Genomic DNA, 14,970 nt, shown 5'->3' on the forward strand with positions numbered 1-14,970 from the left:
AATGAAGCAAGCTGAAATTCGCTCGGACATCGCCTGGGCGACGCCGGAGAAAGTGGTCATTCACGGTCTCGATCTGTGCGAAGACATCGTCGGCAAGATGGACTTCGGGCAGATGGCTTTTCTGCAATTGTTCGCGCGCCTGCCCGAAGCGCGCGAACTGCGCATGTTCAACGCGATGATGGTCATTCTCGTCGAGCACGGCATCACGCCTTCATCGCTCGCCACGCGCATGACGTATGCGGGGGCGCCGGAAGCGGTTCAGGCGGCCGTCGCGGCCGGTTTGCTCGGTCTGGGCTCGGTGTTCGTCGGCTCGCTCGACAATGCCGCGCGGCTCTTGCAGGAGTCGATGCCCGATCCGGACGCTGCGCTCGATATCGATGAGCTCGCGCGCAAGATCGTCGATGGCTACCGCGCCCGCCGCGAGATTCTGCCGGGGATCGGGCATCCGTTTCACAAGCCGATCGACCCGCGCGCGCCCGCGCTGTTCCGGGTCGCACAGGAGACGGGCTACGACGGGCCGTACATCCGCCTCATGACGGCGATAGGCAAGGAGGCCGAGCGCAGGCTCGACCGCGCATTGCCGGTGAACGTCACGGGCGCGATGGCTGCGGTCGCATCGGAGATGGGCATTTCATGGCGAATTTGCCGCGGCCTGGCGGTCGCCGCGCGCGCGGTCGGGCTGGTCGGTCACATTCTGGAGGAAATGCGCCAGCCGCTCGCGACCGCGCTCTATCTGCGCACCGAACACGAGGCGAGCGCGCATCGGGTTCCTCGACAGGAACGGGAGCAAGGATGAGCGCACTTCGAGACAACGGCTTTCGCTTCTGGACCGAAGAGAAGCTGAGAAACGCGGACACCGATCAGTTCAGACACGTCAATAACGCGTCCATCGCGACATTGTTCGAAGCGGCGCGCATGGAAATTTTCGCGCCGCCGCAAATTCACGCGCTGATGAACGGCGCGAATCTCGCCGTCGTGAGATTGCTGATCGAGTTCGACGCCGAGTTGCACTTTCCGGGACGCGTGCGGGTGGGCAGCGCGGTCGTCGAGGTGGGGAATACGTCGTTCAAGGTGCGGCAAGGTCTGTTCGATGAGCGCCAGGGAACCGGCTGCGCGACGGCGGAAGCCGTGTGCGTTCTGCTGCACGGCGAGACCGGACGTTCGTATCCGATCGCGCCTGAACTGCGCGCATACCTTCTCTCCGACGACGCGATGGAGGCGCTCGCATGAATGCCGACAAGGTGCTGTATGAGCGGCGCGGACACATCGCGCTCGTCACGCTGGATGAGCCGCAGCGCCGCAATGCGCTGTCGCGGGAGATCGTGCGCGGGGTGTCGGCGGCCTTGCGACGCGCGCTCGACGAAAACGCGCGCGCGGTCGTGATTGCGGCGAACGGCCCGGCGTTTTGCGCGGGCGCGAATATCGACGATCTTCGCGACGGATGGATGGAAGGCCCCGCGCCCGACGAAGACCCCGCGGTGATGTTCAGGCGCATGGCCGAGTTCGAACGGCCGGTGATCGCGGCGGTTCATGGTCCGGCGCTCGGCGGCGGCATGGAGCTCACGCTCGCGTGCGATCTCGTCGTCGCGTGCGAGGCGGCCTGGTTCTCGATGCCCGAGCTCGGGCACGGCGTGATTCCGAACACGGCCTTGGCCTTGCTGCCGCGCGTCGTCGGCATGCGCCGCGCGCTCGATCTGATTCTCACGCGACGGCGCGTATCGGCCGGCGAAGCGCTGGACATCGGCCTCGTCAATCGCATGGTTCCCGCGCACGACGTGCTCGACAGCGCGCTGGCGCTCGCCGGGCAAGTGGTCGAAGCCGTGCCGCCCGGCGCCCTCAAGGCGGCGAAGCGCAACGTGCGCGCGCATGCCGCCATCGACTGGCAGCGCGTCGTGGCGTCGCCGCGCGATGTGCCGAAGACGGAGTGGCAGGAAGGGCTCGATGCGTTCACGCAGAAACGCGCGCCCGACTATGAGCGCTTCTGGCGAGACGACTCAACGGCCTTGCAAGGTATTGAAGGAGACTGACGTGAAAATACTGGTAGCGGTGAAACGTTGCGTGGACGCCAACGTGAAGGTAGGCGTGAAGCGCGACAACACGGGCGTCGACATGGCGAACGTGAAGATGTCGATGAATCCGTTCGACGAGATCGCGGTCGAGGAAGCCGTGCGCCTGAAGGAAGCGGGCGTGGCGACGGAAGTGATCGCGGTCTCGGCGGGCGTCGCGCAATGTCAGGAAACGCTGCGGACCGCGCTTGCGATCGGCGCGGACCGCGCAGTGCTCATCGAATCGAACGAGGTGTTGCAGCCGCTCGCCGTGGCGAAGCTGCTCAGGGCACTGGTCGAGCGGGAGCAGCCGTCGCTCGTGATGCTCGGCAAGCAGGCGATCGACGACGACTCGAATCAGACCGGCCAGATGCTCGCCGCGCTCGCGCGTTTGCCGCAGGCGACGTTCGCATCGAAGGTCGTGATCGCCGAGGGTCGCGCCACGGTGTCGCGCGAAGTCGACGGCGGCGCGGAAACGCTTTCGCTGACGCTGCCCGCGGTCGTGACGACCGATCTGCGCCTCAACGAGCCGCGCTACGTCACGCTGCCCAGCATCATGAAGGCGAAGAAGAAGCCGCTGGACGTCATGACGCCCGAAGCCCTTGGTGTCGATGTCGCGCCGCGGCTCGAAACGCTGAAAGTCAGCGAACCGCCGAAGCGCGCCGCCGGCGTGAAGGTGGCGGATGCGAAGGCGCTGGTCGTGAAGCTCACGACCGAAGCCAGGGTGCTTTGACCCAAGGACACGCGGAGACGAACATGACGATTCTTGTAATTGCCGAGCACGACAACCAGACGCTCAAGCCGGCCACGCTGAACACGATCGGCGCCGCCGCGATCGTCGCGACCTTGACCAATCAGCCGGTTCACGTATTCGTCGCGGGATATGGCGCGAAACCCGTGGCGCAAGCGGCGGCGAAACTGGCCGGCGTCGAGAAAGTGCTGCTGGCCGATGGACCACCACTGGCGGACGGACTGGCGGAGAACATCGAGGCGACGCTGATCGGGATTGCGCAGGATTATTCGCACATCCTCGCGCCGGCGACAGCTTATGGAAAGAACGTCGCGCCGCGCATTGCGGCCCGGCTCGATGTTGCGCAAATCAGCGACATCGTTTCGGTGGTCGGTGCCGATACGTTCGAGCGCCCGATCTACGCAGGCAACGCCATCGCAATGGTCAGATCGCGCGATCCCGTCAAAGTGATCACGGTGCGTGCCACGGCGTTCGATCCCGTCGCGACGGAAGGCGGCAGCGCGTCGATCGACATGATCTCCGTCGCCGCCGACGCAGGCGGCTCGCAGTTCGTGAGCCGCGAGGTGACGAAGCTCGATCGTCCGGAGCTGACGTCGGCACACGTCGTCGTATCCGGCGGTCGAGGCCTCGGCAGCGGTGAGCACTACAGGAGCGTGCTCGAACCGCTCGCCGACAAGCTGGACGCGGCGATGGGCGCATCGCGCGCGGCCGTCGACGCCGGTTATGCGCCGAACGACTTCCAGATCGGCCAGACGGGCAAGATCGTCGCGCCGGAGCTATACATCGCGGTGGGCATTTCGGGTGCGATCCAGCATCTCGCCGGCATGAAGGACTCGAAGATCATCGTCGCGATCAACAAGGACGAGGAAGCGCCCATTTTCAGCGTCGCGGACTATGGGCTCGTCGGCGACCTGTTCGATTGCGTGCCCGCGCTGCTCGGGGAACTGGACGCGCTGCGATGAAGCCGCGGTTGCAGAGCGCCGCACCGGGCGGCGCGAATCTGACGGACAGGGCTCGCCTTCAGGCTCGCGCCACCGCGAATGCCGAAGACGCGAACGTGTGGCGATGGTTTTCGCTGCTGTTGCAGGAGTCGCGCATCCGCTGGTTGCGCGCGCCTGACGGTTGGCTCGTGTCCATCGATCATCGGCATATTGCGACTGAAGCGAGCTTCGACGAGGCGATGCGCGCCGCGAAGGCGCGTCTCGACGGGCAGGCCGGGCGCGACTGAACGAAGCGGTTGTGAGAAGCGCCGCCCTAGCGACGCCCCGACTCATCACTCCCCTGTCAGCGGCGGCCCGACAAACTCGATCTCCCACTTCGCACCCAGGCGCGCGAGCGTGGCCGGATCGGGCATGCCGTCGCTCATCACGTCGCGCAATTCGCTGAAGAAAGCGGTAGCGTCGAATCCGGGCGAGATGAGGACCAGCATGCGCGACGTCTCATCGCTGATATTGACGAAACGGTGCGTGGTGCCGACCCGTGCCGTCAGCGTCTCGCCTGCCCGCACGACTCGGCGCTCGCCATCCACTTCGAAGAGATAGGCGCCTTGCAGCACATGGAACACTTCGGTTTCGTTGCCGTGCCGATGCATCGGCGGGCCGAAGCCCGGTGCATCGCGTGTTTCGATGAGCGTCGCGCGCCCCTGCGTTGCCGATGGCTCGATGCAGACCGTCAGATCGAGCCCGATCGCGGGAATGTGAATAGCGTGATCCGCGATCGTTTCTTCGTCGATGAGTTGCGGTTTCATGATGTCGGTCCTTATCGTCGATGGCGCTTGGGGTCAATGATGGTCGAACAGTGCGATCTGCTTCGACTTGACCATCGAGCGGACCTTGCTCATGAACTTTGTCTGCGGGTCTTTCTGGCACTCCTGCGCGACGGTCGCGGCGACCGGCTGCATGGTATCGACGACCGTGGTTTCGGTGCCCGTCACGCCGAGCTTGTCGACGCCCGCAACCCAGTAGACGAGCGCCGGCTTGTACGCGTCGTCTACCTGCACGAAATCGGCGCATGTCATCTTGGCCGGCGCGATTTTCTGCTCGGCCGCGTGGGCCACACCGGATGCACCGATGACGAGAACAGACATGGCGGCGGCGATGCTTTTCGAGAATTTCATTTGATACTCCTTGGTGGTGGTGAAGTTCGAGACTGTCTGCGCATCGTATCGACGCAGAATTAGCCGCGAATTACCATCGATGAGTATCCGTGCGTGCTCGCGCATCGCCGCCCACGCCTGAAACCGCCGCGCGATTCAGGTCATGACACGACGTTGACAGGCGCGCCCGCGACGAACGCCGCGATGTTGTCCATCAACTGATCGGCGAGCGACTGCTGCGCTTCATCCGACGCCCACGCGACATGCGGCGTCACGATCACGTTCGGCCGGTTCGCGATGCGCATGAGCGCGTTGTCGGGCGCGGGCGGCTCCGTCGTGAGCACGTCGAAGCCGATGCCGCTGATCAGCCCTTCGTCGAGCGCGGCGACGAGCGCGGCTTCATCGACGAGACCGCCGCGCGCCGTGTTGATGATGAGCGGCTTCTTCTTCATCGCGCGGAATTCCGCCGTCGATAGCATGCCGCGCGTGTGCGGCGTGAGCGGGCTATGGATCGTGATGACATCGCTGGTCGCGAGCACTTCGTCCCACGGCGTGTAGAGCGGGCCCAGGCCCTCGCGTCCCTTATGCGCCGCGAAAAGCGGCTTCATGCCGAAGGCTTTGGCGATGTCCGCGACGCGCTGCCCGAGCACGCCTTCGCCGATGATGCCGAGCGTAGCGCCGCCCAGATCGCGGATCGCGTGATTGAAGAAGCAGAACTGGCCGGACTTCTGCCATTCGCCGTTGAGCACGTCGTCGCGATACGCGATCAGATTGCGCCGCAGCGCGAGCATCAACGCGAAGGTATGCTCCGGCACGGTGTTGACCGCATAGCCGCGAATGTTCGATACGACGATGCCGCGCTTTTCGCACGCCGCCTTGTCGACGACATCCGTTCCCGTGGCCGCGACGGCGACCAGCTTGAGCGTCGGCACCTGTTCGATGATATCGGCGCTGATCGCGACCTTGTTCGTGATGACGATGCTCGCGCCCTGCAGGCGCGCCGCGACCTGATCCGGCGCGGTGCGGTCATATTCGACGAGTTCGTGTTCGAACGCGGGGCGCTTCAGCGCGATCTGCGGTGCGAGCGTGGCGCGGTCGAGAAAGACGATCTTCTGCATGTGTGTTCCGAGGTAAGGGGTTCAAAGAAGCCGCTGCGCCTGTTCGACGACGTGCGACGCCGTGATGCCGAAGTGCTCGTAAAGCGTTTCAGCCGGCCCCGACGCGCCGAAGCCCTTCATGCCGACGAAGCCGCCGCGCTCGCCGAGATAGCGGTCCCAGCCGAAGCGCACCGCCGCTTCCACCGCGATGCGCACGGTACCCGCGCCGAGCACGCTCTGCCGGTAATCCGCGTCCTGCTCGTCGAACAATTCGCAGCAGGGCATTGACACCACCGCGGTCGCGACGCCCGCCGCCTGCAACTGCTCGCGCGCGGCGAGCGCGATGGCCACTTCCGATCCCGTCGCGATGAGCGTGACGCGGCGCTTGCCGCCTTCGGCCTCGGCCAGCACATAGCCGCCGCGCGCCGACCGGTTCGCGTCGTCGTGCGTGCGGCGCACGAGCGGCAGCGCCTGACGCGCGAAGACCATCGTGCTCGGGCCGGTCTTGTGCTCGTAAGCGAGCATCCAGCATTCGGCGGCTTCGACGGCATCGGCGGGACGGAACACGCGCATGTTCGGCATCGCGCGCAGCGACGCTAGGATTTCCACCGGCTGATGCGTCGGCCCGTTCTTGCCGACGCCGATCGAGTCGTGACTGAAGACGAACTTCACCGGCAAGCCCATCAGCGCGGCCATGCGCATCGCGGGGCGCTCGTAGTCGGAGAAGGCGAGATAGGTGACGGCGAGCGGCACGATGCCGCCGTGCGCGGCCATGCCGTTCGCCATCGCGCCCATCACGTGTTCGCGCACGCCGCAATGCACATACGCGCCGCCGCGATCTTCCGCGTTGAAGGCGCGCAGGCTGCGCTTGTGGCTCGTCGGCGCTTCGAGGTCCGCGCAGCCGACCATGCGCTCGGGCAGCACGTTCGCGAGCAGATCGTTGATCTCGGCGGAAATCACGATGCCGCCCGGCGCCTCCGTTTGCTTCGACGCATCGCGTTTGTACGTTTCGAGCGTGTCTTTCCAGCCGGCGGGCAATTCGCCCGCGATGACGCGTTCGACCTCCGCGCGCGTCGCGTCCGGCAACGAGGCGACGCGCTCGCGCCACGCGCGATATTCGCCTTCGCTGCGGCGGCCGGCATCGCGCCAGGTCGTCATGAGATCGGCGGGAATCTCGAACGGCGCGTGCGGCCAGTTCAGCTCGTTGCGCGCGGCGTCGGCGTCTTTCTCGAACAGACGCCCGCTATGACCGCCGCGCTGACCTTGCAGGCGCGCGATGCCGCGTGCGATCACCGTGCGGCACGCGAGCATCGACGGACGCGGATCGCGCTTCGCTTCATCGAGCGCGCGCGACACCGCTTCGAGGTCGTGTCCATAGACTTCGATCACATGCCAGCCCGCCACGCGAAAACGCGCGCTCACGTCCTCGCTGACGGACAGCGCGGTGCTGCCGTCATCGGTGATGCGGTTGTCGTCCCAGCACAGAATGAGTTTGCCGAGCTTGAGATGTCCGGCGAGCGAAATCATTTCCTGCCCGACGCCTTCCTGCAGACAGCCATCGCCGACGAACGCATACGTGTAGTGATCGACGATGCCGGCGCCGAACTTCGCGTTCAGATACGCCTCCGCGACCGCCATGCCGAACGCGTTCGCGATGCCTTGCCCGAGCGGCCCGGTCGTCACTTCGATGCCCGACGCCGTGTCGAACTCCGGATGCCCTTCGCAATGCGACCCGAAGTTACGAAACGACCTGATCTGATCGATACCGAAGTTCGCATAGCCCGTGAGATGCAGCAGCGCATAGAGCAGCATGGAGCCATGTCCGTTCGAGAGCACGAAGCGGTCGCGGTCGGGCCATTGCGGATCGGCGGGATTGAACTTCATGTGGCGCGTGAACAGCGCCGTCGCGATCTCGGCCATGCCGAGCGGCACGCCCTGATGACCTTCGCCCGCGCGCACGATCGCATCGATGGCGAGAAAGCGGATGGCGTTCGACAGCGCTGGCGTGTCGATGGAAGACATGACTTCTCCTTGCCGCTCCATGACTGGAGCGGCATCAAGGTGATTTGAGGGGGATTTACTTCAGGAAGCCAGTGGAAATCCACGGCACGGCGGCGACGACGATGAGACCGACGATCAGCGCCGCGATATAGCCGATGATCGGCTTCATGCCTTCGTCGGGATGAATGCGGCTCACCGCGCACGCCGAGTAGTAGCCGACGCCGAACGGCGGCGCGAACAGGCCGACGCCCATCGAGAGGATCACGACCATGGCGTAATGCACGTCGTTGATGCCCATCTCCCGGGCGATCGGGAACATCAGCGGGCCGAACAGCACGATCGCGGGAATGCCTTCGAGCACGCTGCCGAGCACGATGAACACGAGGATCGACGCCGCCATGAACATCCAGCCACCGCCGGGCAATGCGGCCATCGCGCGCGCGAGCTGGCCCGAGAAGCCCGATTGCGTGAGCGCCCACGCCATGCTCGTCGCCGCGCCGATGATGAGCAGGATCGCACCGGAAAGCGCGGCGGTATCGATCAGCATCGGCTTGAGACGCATCCATTCGAAGCGGCGATAGATCAGCAAGCCCGCCAGCACCGCATACGCGATGCCGATGGTCGACACTTCCGTCGCCGTCGCGACGCCTTCGACCACCGCCGCGCGAATCACGAACGGCAGCGCCAGCGCGGGCAGCGCGACGGCGAGCTTGCGCAGGATCTCGCCGCGGGTCGCGCGCTTCACATTGGAGAGATCGTCCACGCGATAGCGCCACCACACGACCGCGCACAGCGTGATCGCGAGCACGATGCCCGGCAGCATGCCGCCCGTGAAGAGCGCGGAAATCGACACGCCCGTGACCGAGCCGAGCGTGATGAGCACGAGACTCGGCGGAATGGTTTCGGTCTGCGCGCCGGTGGCCGCGAGCAGCGCGACGAGATCGCCGGGTTTCGCGCCGCGCGCTTTCATCTCGGGGAACAGCACGGGTGCGACCGCGGCCATGTCGGCGGCTTTCGAACCGGAGATGCCGGAGACGAGATACATCGCGCCGACGAGCACATACGACAAACCGCCGCGCACATGCCCGAGCAGGCTCGCGAGAAACGCGATCATCGCGGCGGCCATGCCGGTCATCTCGATCAGTTGCCCGAGGAACACGAAGAGCGGCACGGACAGGAGAATCAGATGCGACATGCCTTCGTCCATGCGCCCGACCACGACGACGAGCGGCGTGCTCGTCGTCAGCGCGAGATAGCCGAAGGTCGCGAGGCCGAACGAGAACGCGATCGGCACGCCCGACAGCACGCACAACGCGACGAGCCCGACGAAGAAGATCAGCAGGTTCAGATTGCCGAGGTCCTTGAGCACCGGGCTCGCCGCATAGAACGCGCCCGCGATGGCCACGACCACGGCGAGCGCGCCGAGCACGAGCTTCCAGTCGCCGACGCGCGCGAGCCGCACACAGGCGACGAGCAGCATCAGGCCGGAGCCGATCGGCAACGCGGCCGCGCGCCACGAGTTCGAGATGTCGAGCGCGGGCGTCGTGATGAACGCTTCGTCCTGCGCGAACTCGACAGCGGGGCCGATCACCATCGCGAGGAAGGCGAGGGGCGCCGCGATCGCGATCACGTCGAGGAACGCGCGCATGCCGGGCGAGGCCATGCCGACGAGCGCCGTCATCCGCATGTGTTCGCCGCGCCGCAACGCGACGACCGCGCCGAGCATCGCGAGCCAGAGGAAAAGCATCGACGCGAGTTCGTCGGACCAGACGAGCGGCGTGTGCAGCGCGTAGCGGCTCGTGACGCCCGCGAGCAGCACGACGATCTCGGCCACGACCAGGAGCGCGGCCGGAATTTCGACGAGATGGCCGAGCAGGGTATCGAGTTTTGCCGCGATACCGCGATGCGGCGCCGGATGCGGAAGCGGAACCGTCTGCATGATGTTCATACCAGTTTGCCGGTGTATTTTTCGAGCACGCTCCAGCCTTGCTCGCCGTACTTCGCTTTCCAGTCGCTATAGAAGCTGGTTTTCTTCAGCGCGCCGCGGAACGCTTCACGATCCACCTCGACGATGTTGATGCCCTTGCCCTTCAGATCGTCGCGCAGGCTCACATTCAGCTTCGCGATGTCGGCGCGCTGGTTCATACCGGCCGCTTCGAACTCGCGCGTGACGATCGCGCGCATGTCGGCGGGCAGCTTCTCCCACGCGCGCCGGTTGCCGAGAATCCAGTACGCATCCCACACATGCGAGGTGAGGCTGATCGACTTCTGCACTTCGTAGAGCTTGGCCGTCGCGATGATCGGCAACGGATTTTCCTGACCCTCGACCACGCCCGTCTGCAACGCGGAATACAGCTCGTTGAAGTTGATCGGCGCGGGACCGGCGTCGAGCGACTTGAAGAGCGACGTGAGCATCGGCGCCTGCGGCACGCGGATCTTGAAGCCCTTGAGATCGGCGGGCGTCTTCACGACGCGCGTCGACGAACTCACTTGCCGGAAGCCGTTGTCCCACGGTTTCGACACCGCGATGATTCCCGACTTCTCGATCTGCTGACGGATGTAGCCGCCGAGATCGCCGTCCATCGCTTTCCAGACCGTGTCGTAATCGGGGAACGCGAAGCCCGTATTGACGATGCCCGCGGCGGGCGTGAGGGTCGCGAGAATCGACGACGCCTGATTGAAGAACTCGACGCCGCCGCTCCTCACCTGCGAGAGCAGGTCGGTGTCGGAGCCGAGCTGGTTCGCGGGAAAGAGCTTGATGTCGAGCCTGCCGCCGGTGGCTTCGCGAATCTTGTCGCATGCCTGCTGACCGCGAATGTTCACCGGATGCGTGGGGTCCTGTCCGGTCGCGAGCTTGTACGAGAACTCCGCCGCCGACGCGCGGCGCGTCGTGATGGCGAACAGCGGCGCGGCCGCGGCGACGGTCGCGCCCGCCTTCAGGAACGTGCGCCGGTCGATGCCGCTTTCTTTGGTGCGAGTGGTCATGGTGTGCTCCTCCAAACCTGGTGATGTCGATATAAGTGTTGTTATTCGATGCCGCGTTGTTCGCGGTTTCAGCCGTGAATCAGCATGCCTCCGTTCACGTCGATGACCGCGCCGGTAATGTACGAGGAAATCGGCGCCGAGAGAAACAGGAACGCGCCCGCGACGTCATCGGGTACGCCGAGGCGATTGAGCGGAATGCCCGCGAGAATCTCGACGCGCTTGTCGTCGCTGATTTTGCCCGCGTTGATGTCGGTTTGAATGAGGCCCGGCGTCACGCAGTTCACGCGAATGCCGTCGATGCCGAACTCGCGCGCCATCGCCTTGGCGAGACCGAGCACGCCCGCTTTCGCGGCGGAATAGTGCGGGCCGCCGAGAATGCCGCCGCCGCGCTGCGCCGATACCGACGACATGCAGCCGATCGAACCGCCGCCGTTCTTCTTCATCACCGGCACGACGGCTTGCGACAGATACAGCACGCCGCGCAGGTTCACATCGAGAATGCGGTCCCAGCTTGCCGAGTCGATGTCGAGCAGCTTCGCAGCCTGCGTGATGCCCGCGTTGTTGATGAGAATGTCTATGGCGCCGAAGTCCGTGACGATGCGATCCACGGCGGCGTCGCATGCGGCGCGGTCGGTCACGTTGCACACATAGCCGCGATGTTCCGGGCCGATGCTGCCGGCTGCCTCGCGCGCGGCCGCTTCATCGAGATCGAGAATGGCGACTTTCGCGCCGTGCTTCGCGAACATGCGCGCCGTCGCCATGCCGATCCCGCGCGGCGATGCCGCTCCGGAAATGACGGCGACCTTGCCTTCGAGAAGACGCGACTCTGACATGATGTGATTCTCCTGACGTTCGTGGTGGATGAAGGCTTAGCCGAGCCAGCCTTTGATGGTGTTGCACATCGCTTCGGTCGAAATGCCGTAGCGGTCGTGCAAGGTGGGTAACGCGCCCGCGTCGAGGAACGCATCGGGCAGGGCGATCTGTCGGAAGGCGGGCGTCACGCCCGCGCCGAGCAGCGTGCGCGCGACGGCTTCGCCGAGCCCGCCGATCACCGTATGGTTCTCCACGACGACGACCATGCGGCCCGTGCGCTTCGCTTCGCGCAGGATGGTCGCGGTGTCGAGCGGCTTGATGGTCGGCACGTGCAGCACGGCGACGTCGACGTTGTCCTGCCGCAAGGCGTTCGCCGCTTCGAGCGAACGCATCGTCATGATGCCGGTCGAGATCAGCAGCACGTCGTTGCCGCCGCGCAAGAGCTTGGCCTTGCCGAGTTCGAACTGATAGCCGTATTCGTCGAGCACGGCCGGCACGTTGCCGCGCAACAGACGCGCATAGACCGGACCCTTGTGCGCGGCGATGGCCGGAACCATCTGCTCGATGTCGAGCGCATCGCACGGATCGATCACGGTCATGTTCGGCATCGCGCGCATCAGCGCGAGATCTTCGGCAGCCTGATGGCTCGGGCCGTAGCCCGTCGTTAGACCCGGCAGCGCGGCGACGATCTTCACGTCGAGGTTGTCTTCCGCGATCGTCTGATGGATGAAGTCGTAGGCGCGGCGCGTCGCGAACACGGCATAGGTCGTGACGAACGGTTGCGCGCCTTCGTGCGCCATGCCGGCCGCCGCGCCCATCAGCAATTGCTCGGCCATGCCCATCTGGTAGTAGCGCTCGGGGAAGGCCTTTGCGAAGACATGCAGATCGGTGTATTTGCCGAGGTCGGCCGTCATGCCGACGATGTTCGTCTTCGTGTGCGCGAGTTCGGCGAGCGCGTGGCCGAAGGGCGCGGAACGCGTCACTTGTCCTTCGCTGGCGATGGACGCGATCATCGCGGAGGTTTTCAGTCGCGTGTTCATGCTGTGCGTCCTTGTTCGAGTGCTTCCAGCGCGAGCTGCCATTCATGCGGATCGACGCGAATGAAGTGATTCTTTTCCCGCTCTTCGAGGAACGGCACGCCGCAGCCCATCTTCGTATCGCACACGATGATGCGAGGCTTCGCGTCCGTGAGATTGCGCGCGTTGTCGAAGGCCTCTTTCACGGCGCGAATGTCGTTGCCGTCGATGCGCTGCGTGTACCAGCCGAATGCTTCGAGCTTCTCGACCAGCGGCTCGAACGCCATGATCTGCGTCGAAGGGCCATCGGCTTGCTGATTGTTCACATCGACGATGGCGATGAGGTTGTCGAGCTTCCAGTGCGCGGCGGACATGAGCCCTTCCCAGATCGCGCCTTCATCGAGTTCGCCATCGGAGAAGAGCGTGTAGACGAAGGACTTCGAGCCCTTGCGCTTGAGGCCGAGACAGCGGCCGACAGCGATCGTCAAACCCTGACCGAGCGAGCCGCCGGACATTTCCATGCCGGGCGTGTAGCTCGCCATGCCCGACATCGGCAAGCGGCTGTCGTCGCTGCCGTAGGTTTCGAGTTCGTCTTCGGGCAGCACGCCCGCTTCGAAGAGGGCGGCGTACAGCGCGATCGCATAGTGACCGTTGGACAGCAGGAAGCGGTCGCGCTCTTCCCATGTGGGATCGTCCGGACGATGATTCATCGCGCCGAAATAGGCCACCGCGAGTACGTCGGCGATATCGAGCGCCTGGCCGATGTAGCCCTGGCCTTGCACTTCGCCCATCAGAAGCGCGTTGCGGCGAATGCGATGCGCATGCTCCGCGAGTTGCGCGATGTCGTTTTTCACGCGTTGTCTCCATCGTTATATTGGCGGCCGCGCGGCTCGGGGTATTCCCTTGAAACGCCCGGTCAGCGAGTAGATACAAGCGTATTGCTTTGGACAGACGCGCTCAAACGAATTAAAGTGGCCGATCGTTGAATTCAATTCATCCGAACACCGCAATGCACAATCGCGTCACGCTCAAGTCCATACAGGCGTTCGAGGCAGCGGCGAGGCTGTCGTCTTTCGCACTTGCAGCAGACGAACTGTTCGTGACGCCTTCGGCGATCAGTCATCAGATCAAGCTGCTGGAAGAGCAATTGAGCGTGCGGCTCTTCCATCGCGTGCATCGCGCGGTGATCCTGACCGACAGCGGCCGGCAGTATGCGGAAGAGATCGGCGCGGCGTTCGCGCGCATCGAGAAGGCGACGCGGGATATCGGGCGCATCGCGAAGAGTGACATCCTCACCGTGCATTCGACGCCGAGCTTCGCGACGCAATGGTTGATGCCGCGGCTCGCGCGCTTTTCATCGCGGCATCCGGATATCGATTTGCGGCTGCATGCGTCGAACGATCCCGTCGATCTCACGCGTGAGTCGGTGGATATCGACTTGCGGTATGGCGCGCGCAGGCTGCAACCTGCGGGCACGCTGGTGCTGGATCTGCCGTCCGAGACGATCGTGCCGCTGTGTTCACCGGCACTGATGGAAGGCAAGCACCCGATCCGCACGGTCGCGGATTTGAAGCATCACACGCTGATTCACAGTGAAAATTGCCTGGTTGGATGGCGTGACTGGATGCGCATGCATCGAAAGACGCCGCTCGACATTTCGCGCGGGCCGCGCTTCGATCGCTCGTTCATGGCGATCAGCGCGGCCGCCGATGGCGTGGGCGTGTGTCTGGAAAGTTTGCTGCTCGTGCAGCGGGAACTCGATACGGGGAAGCTTATCGCGCCGTTTGGATTCGACGGGCTGAGCGTGAATGGGTATACGTTGAACCTGCTCAAGTCGTCGGTGGATCTGCCGAAGGTTAAGAGCTTTCAGGATTGGTTGTTTGAGGAGTTGGGGTAGGGTGGGCGGGCGGGTTGGGCCATGATGAGCCATTCGTCCAGGCATTGCCCGTACATTCGGACGGTCAGTGACAATCCCCAAGCGGACGTCCGATCACGACGTGACTTGATTCCCCACAGCTTTCGCGAAGTTGCGTCGAGCATCGCGTTATTTAACGAACGCCAGCCTCAACTTTGAGGCGCATCTGCCGTAATGGGGAGAGGGTCGATAGTCAAACTACGAGCAACCGCGAAGAGTATCTGGCTTTCCTCGACAAATCCTGGCAACGCT

16 protein-coding genes are annotated in these 14,970 nt (G+C 64.5%); 7 read left to right on the forward strand and 9 right to left on the reverse strand.

Going from position 1 to position 14,970, the window contains the following annotated elements; translation table 11 throughout:
- The first annotated feature begins 1 nt into the window (after position 1).
- From AWB70_RS16995 to AWB70_RS17020, 6 genes are read left to right on the forward strand one after another with little or no spacing between them, the layout of a single operon-like run.
- Positions 2–796 carry a citryl-CoA lyase gene (locus AWB70_RS16995; protein ID WP_053570557.1) on the forward strand — a complete coding sequence of 265 codons (795 nt, stop codon included), beginning with the start codon at positions 2–4 and terminating at the stop codon, positions 794–796.
- Positions 793–1,230, forward strand: coding sequence for an acyl-CoA thioesterase (locus tag AWB70_RS17000; protein ID WP_053570556.1), 438 nt, complete (start codon positions 793–795; stop codon positions 1,228–1,230). Before AWB70_RS16995 ends, AWB70_RS17000 begins: the two co-directional genes overlap by 4 nt.
- Entirely contained in the window at positions 1,227–2,027 is an 801-nt protein-coding gene (locus AWB70_RS17005) for an enoyl-CoA hydratase/isomerase family protein (RefSeq protein WP_053570555.1), read from the forward strand. The genes AWB70_RS17000 and AWB70_RS17005 overlap by 4 nt, the downstream gene beginning before the upstream one ends.
- Before the next feature lies 1 nt (position 2,028).
- Complete coding sequence (locus AWB70_RS17010; RefSeq protein ID WP_053570554.1) at positions 2,029–2,778, forward strand: electron transfer flavoprotein subunit beta/FixA family protein; 750 nt, start codon at positions 2,029–2,031, stop codon at positions 2,776–2,778.
- Between the two features lie 23 nt (positions 2,779–2,801).
- Positions 2,802–3,758, forward strand: coding sequence for an electron transfer flavoprotein subunit alpha/FixB family protein (locus AWB70_RS17015; RefSeq protein WP_053570553.1), 957 nt, complete (start codon positions 2,802–2,804; stop codon positions 3,756–3,758).
- Positions 3,755–4,024 (forward strand): hypothetical protein, encoded by a 270-nt coding sequence (locus tag AWB70_RS17020; RefSeq protein ID WP_014193459.1) that lies wholly within the window; start codon positions 3,755–3,757, stop codon positions 4,022–4,024. Before AWB70_RS17015 ends, AWB70_RS17020 begins: the two co-directional genes overlap by 4 nt.
- 45 nt (positions 4,025–4,069) lie before the next feature.
- On the opposite strand, the gene AWB70_RS17025 is transcribed toward AWB70_RS17020, so the two are convergent.
- The 9 genes from AWB70_RS17025 to AWB70_RS17065 form a co-directional block, all read right to left on the reverse strand.
- Positions 4,070–4,543: a cupin domain-containing protein gene (locus tag AWB70_RS17025; protein WP_053570552.1), complete on the reverse strand. Its 474-nt coding sequence runs from the start codon at positions 4,541–4,543 to the stop codon at positions 4,070–4,072.
- 33 nt (positions 4,544–4,576) lie between these two features.
- A complete protein-coding gene (locus tag AWB70_RS17030; RefSeq protein WP_235024274.1) occupies positions 4,577–5,017 on the reverse strand; it encodes an HdeA/HdeB family chaperone in 441 nt (146 codons plus the stop codon).
- Between the two features lie 35 nt (positions 5,018–5,052).
- Positions 5,053–6,009 (reverse strand): D-2-hydroxyacid dehydrogenase, encoded by a 957-nt coding sequence (locus AWB70_RS17035; protein WP_053570550.1) that lies wholly within the window; start codon positions 6,007–6,009, stop codon positions 5,053–5,055.
- Positions 6,010–6,030: 21 nt separating this feature from the next.
- On the reverse strand, positions 6,031–8,010 hold the full coding sequence (gene tkt, locus AWB70_RS17040) for a transketolase (protein WP_053570549.1): 1,980 nt from the start codon (positions 8,008–8,010) through the stop codon (positions 6,031–6,033).
- 55 nt (positions 8,011–8,065) lie between these two features.
- Entirely contained in the window at positions 8,066–9,928 is a 1,863-nt protein-coding gene (locus AWB70_RS17045) for a TRAP transporter large permease (RefSeq protein ID WP_053570760.1), read from the reverse strand.
- Positions 9,929–9,933: 5 nt separating this feature from the next.
- The gene (locus tag AWB70_RS17050; RefSeq protein WP_045456757.1) at positions 9,934–10,974 is read right to left on the reverse strand and encodes a TRAP transporter substrate-binding protein; all 1,041 of its coding nucleotides are present in this window, start codon (positions 10,972–10,974) and stop codon (positions 9,934–9,936) included.
- Between the two features lie 68 nt (positions 10,975–11,042).
- Positions 11,043–11,807 (reverse strand): SDR family NAD(P)-dependent oxidoreductase, encoded by a 765-nt coding sequence (locus AWB70_RS17055; protein ID WP_014193452.1) that lies wholly within the window; start codon positions 11,805–11,807, stop codon positions 11,043–11,045.
- Positions 11,808–11,843: 36 nt separating this feature from the next.
- Positions 11,844–12,827: a transketolase family protein gene (locus AWB70_RS17060; protein ID WP_014193451.1), complete on the reverse strand. Its 984-nt coding sequence runs from the start codon at positions 12,825–12,827 to the stop codon at positions 11,844–11,846.
- Positions 12,824–13,594, reverse strand: a complete 771-nt coding sequence (locus tag AWB70_RS17065; RefSeq protein ID WP_235024283.1) for a transketolase — start codon at positions 13,592–13,594, stop codon at positions 12,824–12,826. Before AWB70_RS17065 ends, AWB70_RS17060 begins: the two co-directional genes overlap by 4 nt.
- Before the next feature lie 218 nt (positions 13,595–13,812).
- Between AWB70_RS17065 and gcvA the strand changes: the two genes are divergently transcribed.
- On the forward strand, positions 13,813–14,700 hold the full coding sequence (gene gcvA / locus AWB70_RS17070) for a transcriptional regulator GcvA (protein ID WP_014193449.1): 888 nt from the start codon (positions 13,813–13,815) through the stop codon (positions 14,698–14,700).
- Positions 14,701–14,970: the final 270 nt, after the last annotated feature.

Origin of the sequence: Caballeronia cordobensis (assembly GCF_001544575.2) — a bacterium.
Lineage (GTDB): Bacteria > Pseudomonadota > Gammaproteobacteria > Burkholderiales > Burkholderiaceae > Caballeronia > Caballeronia cordobensis.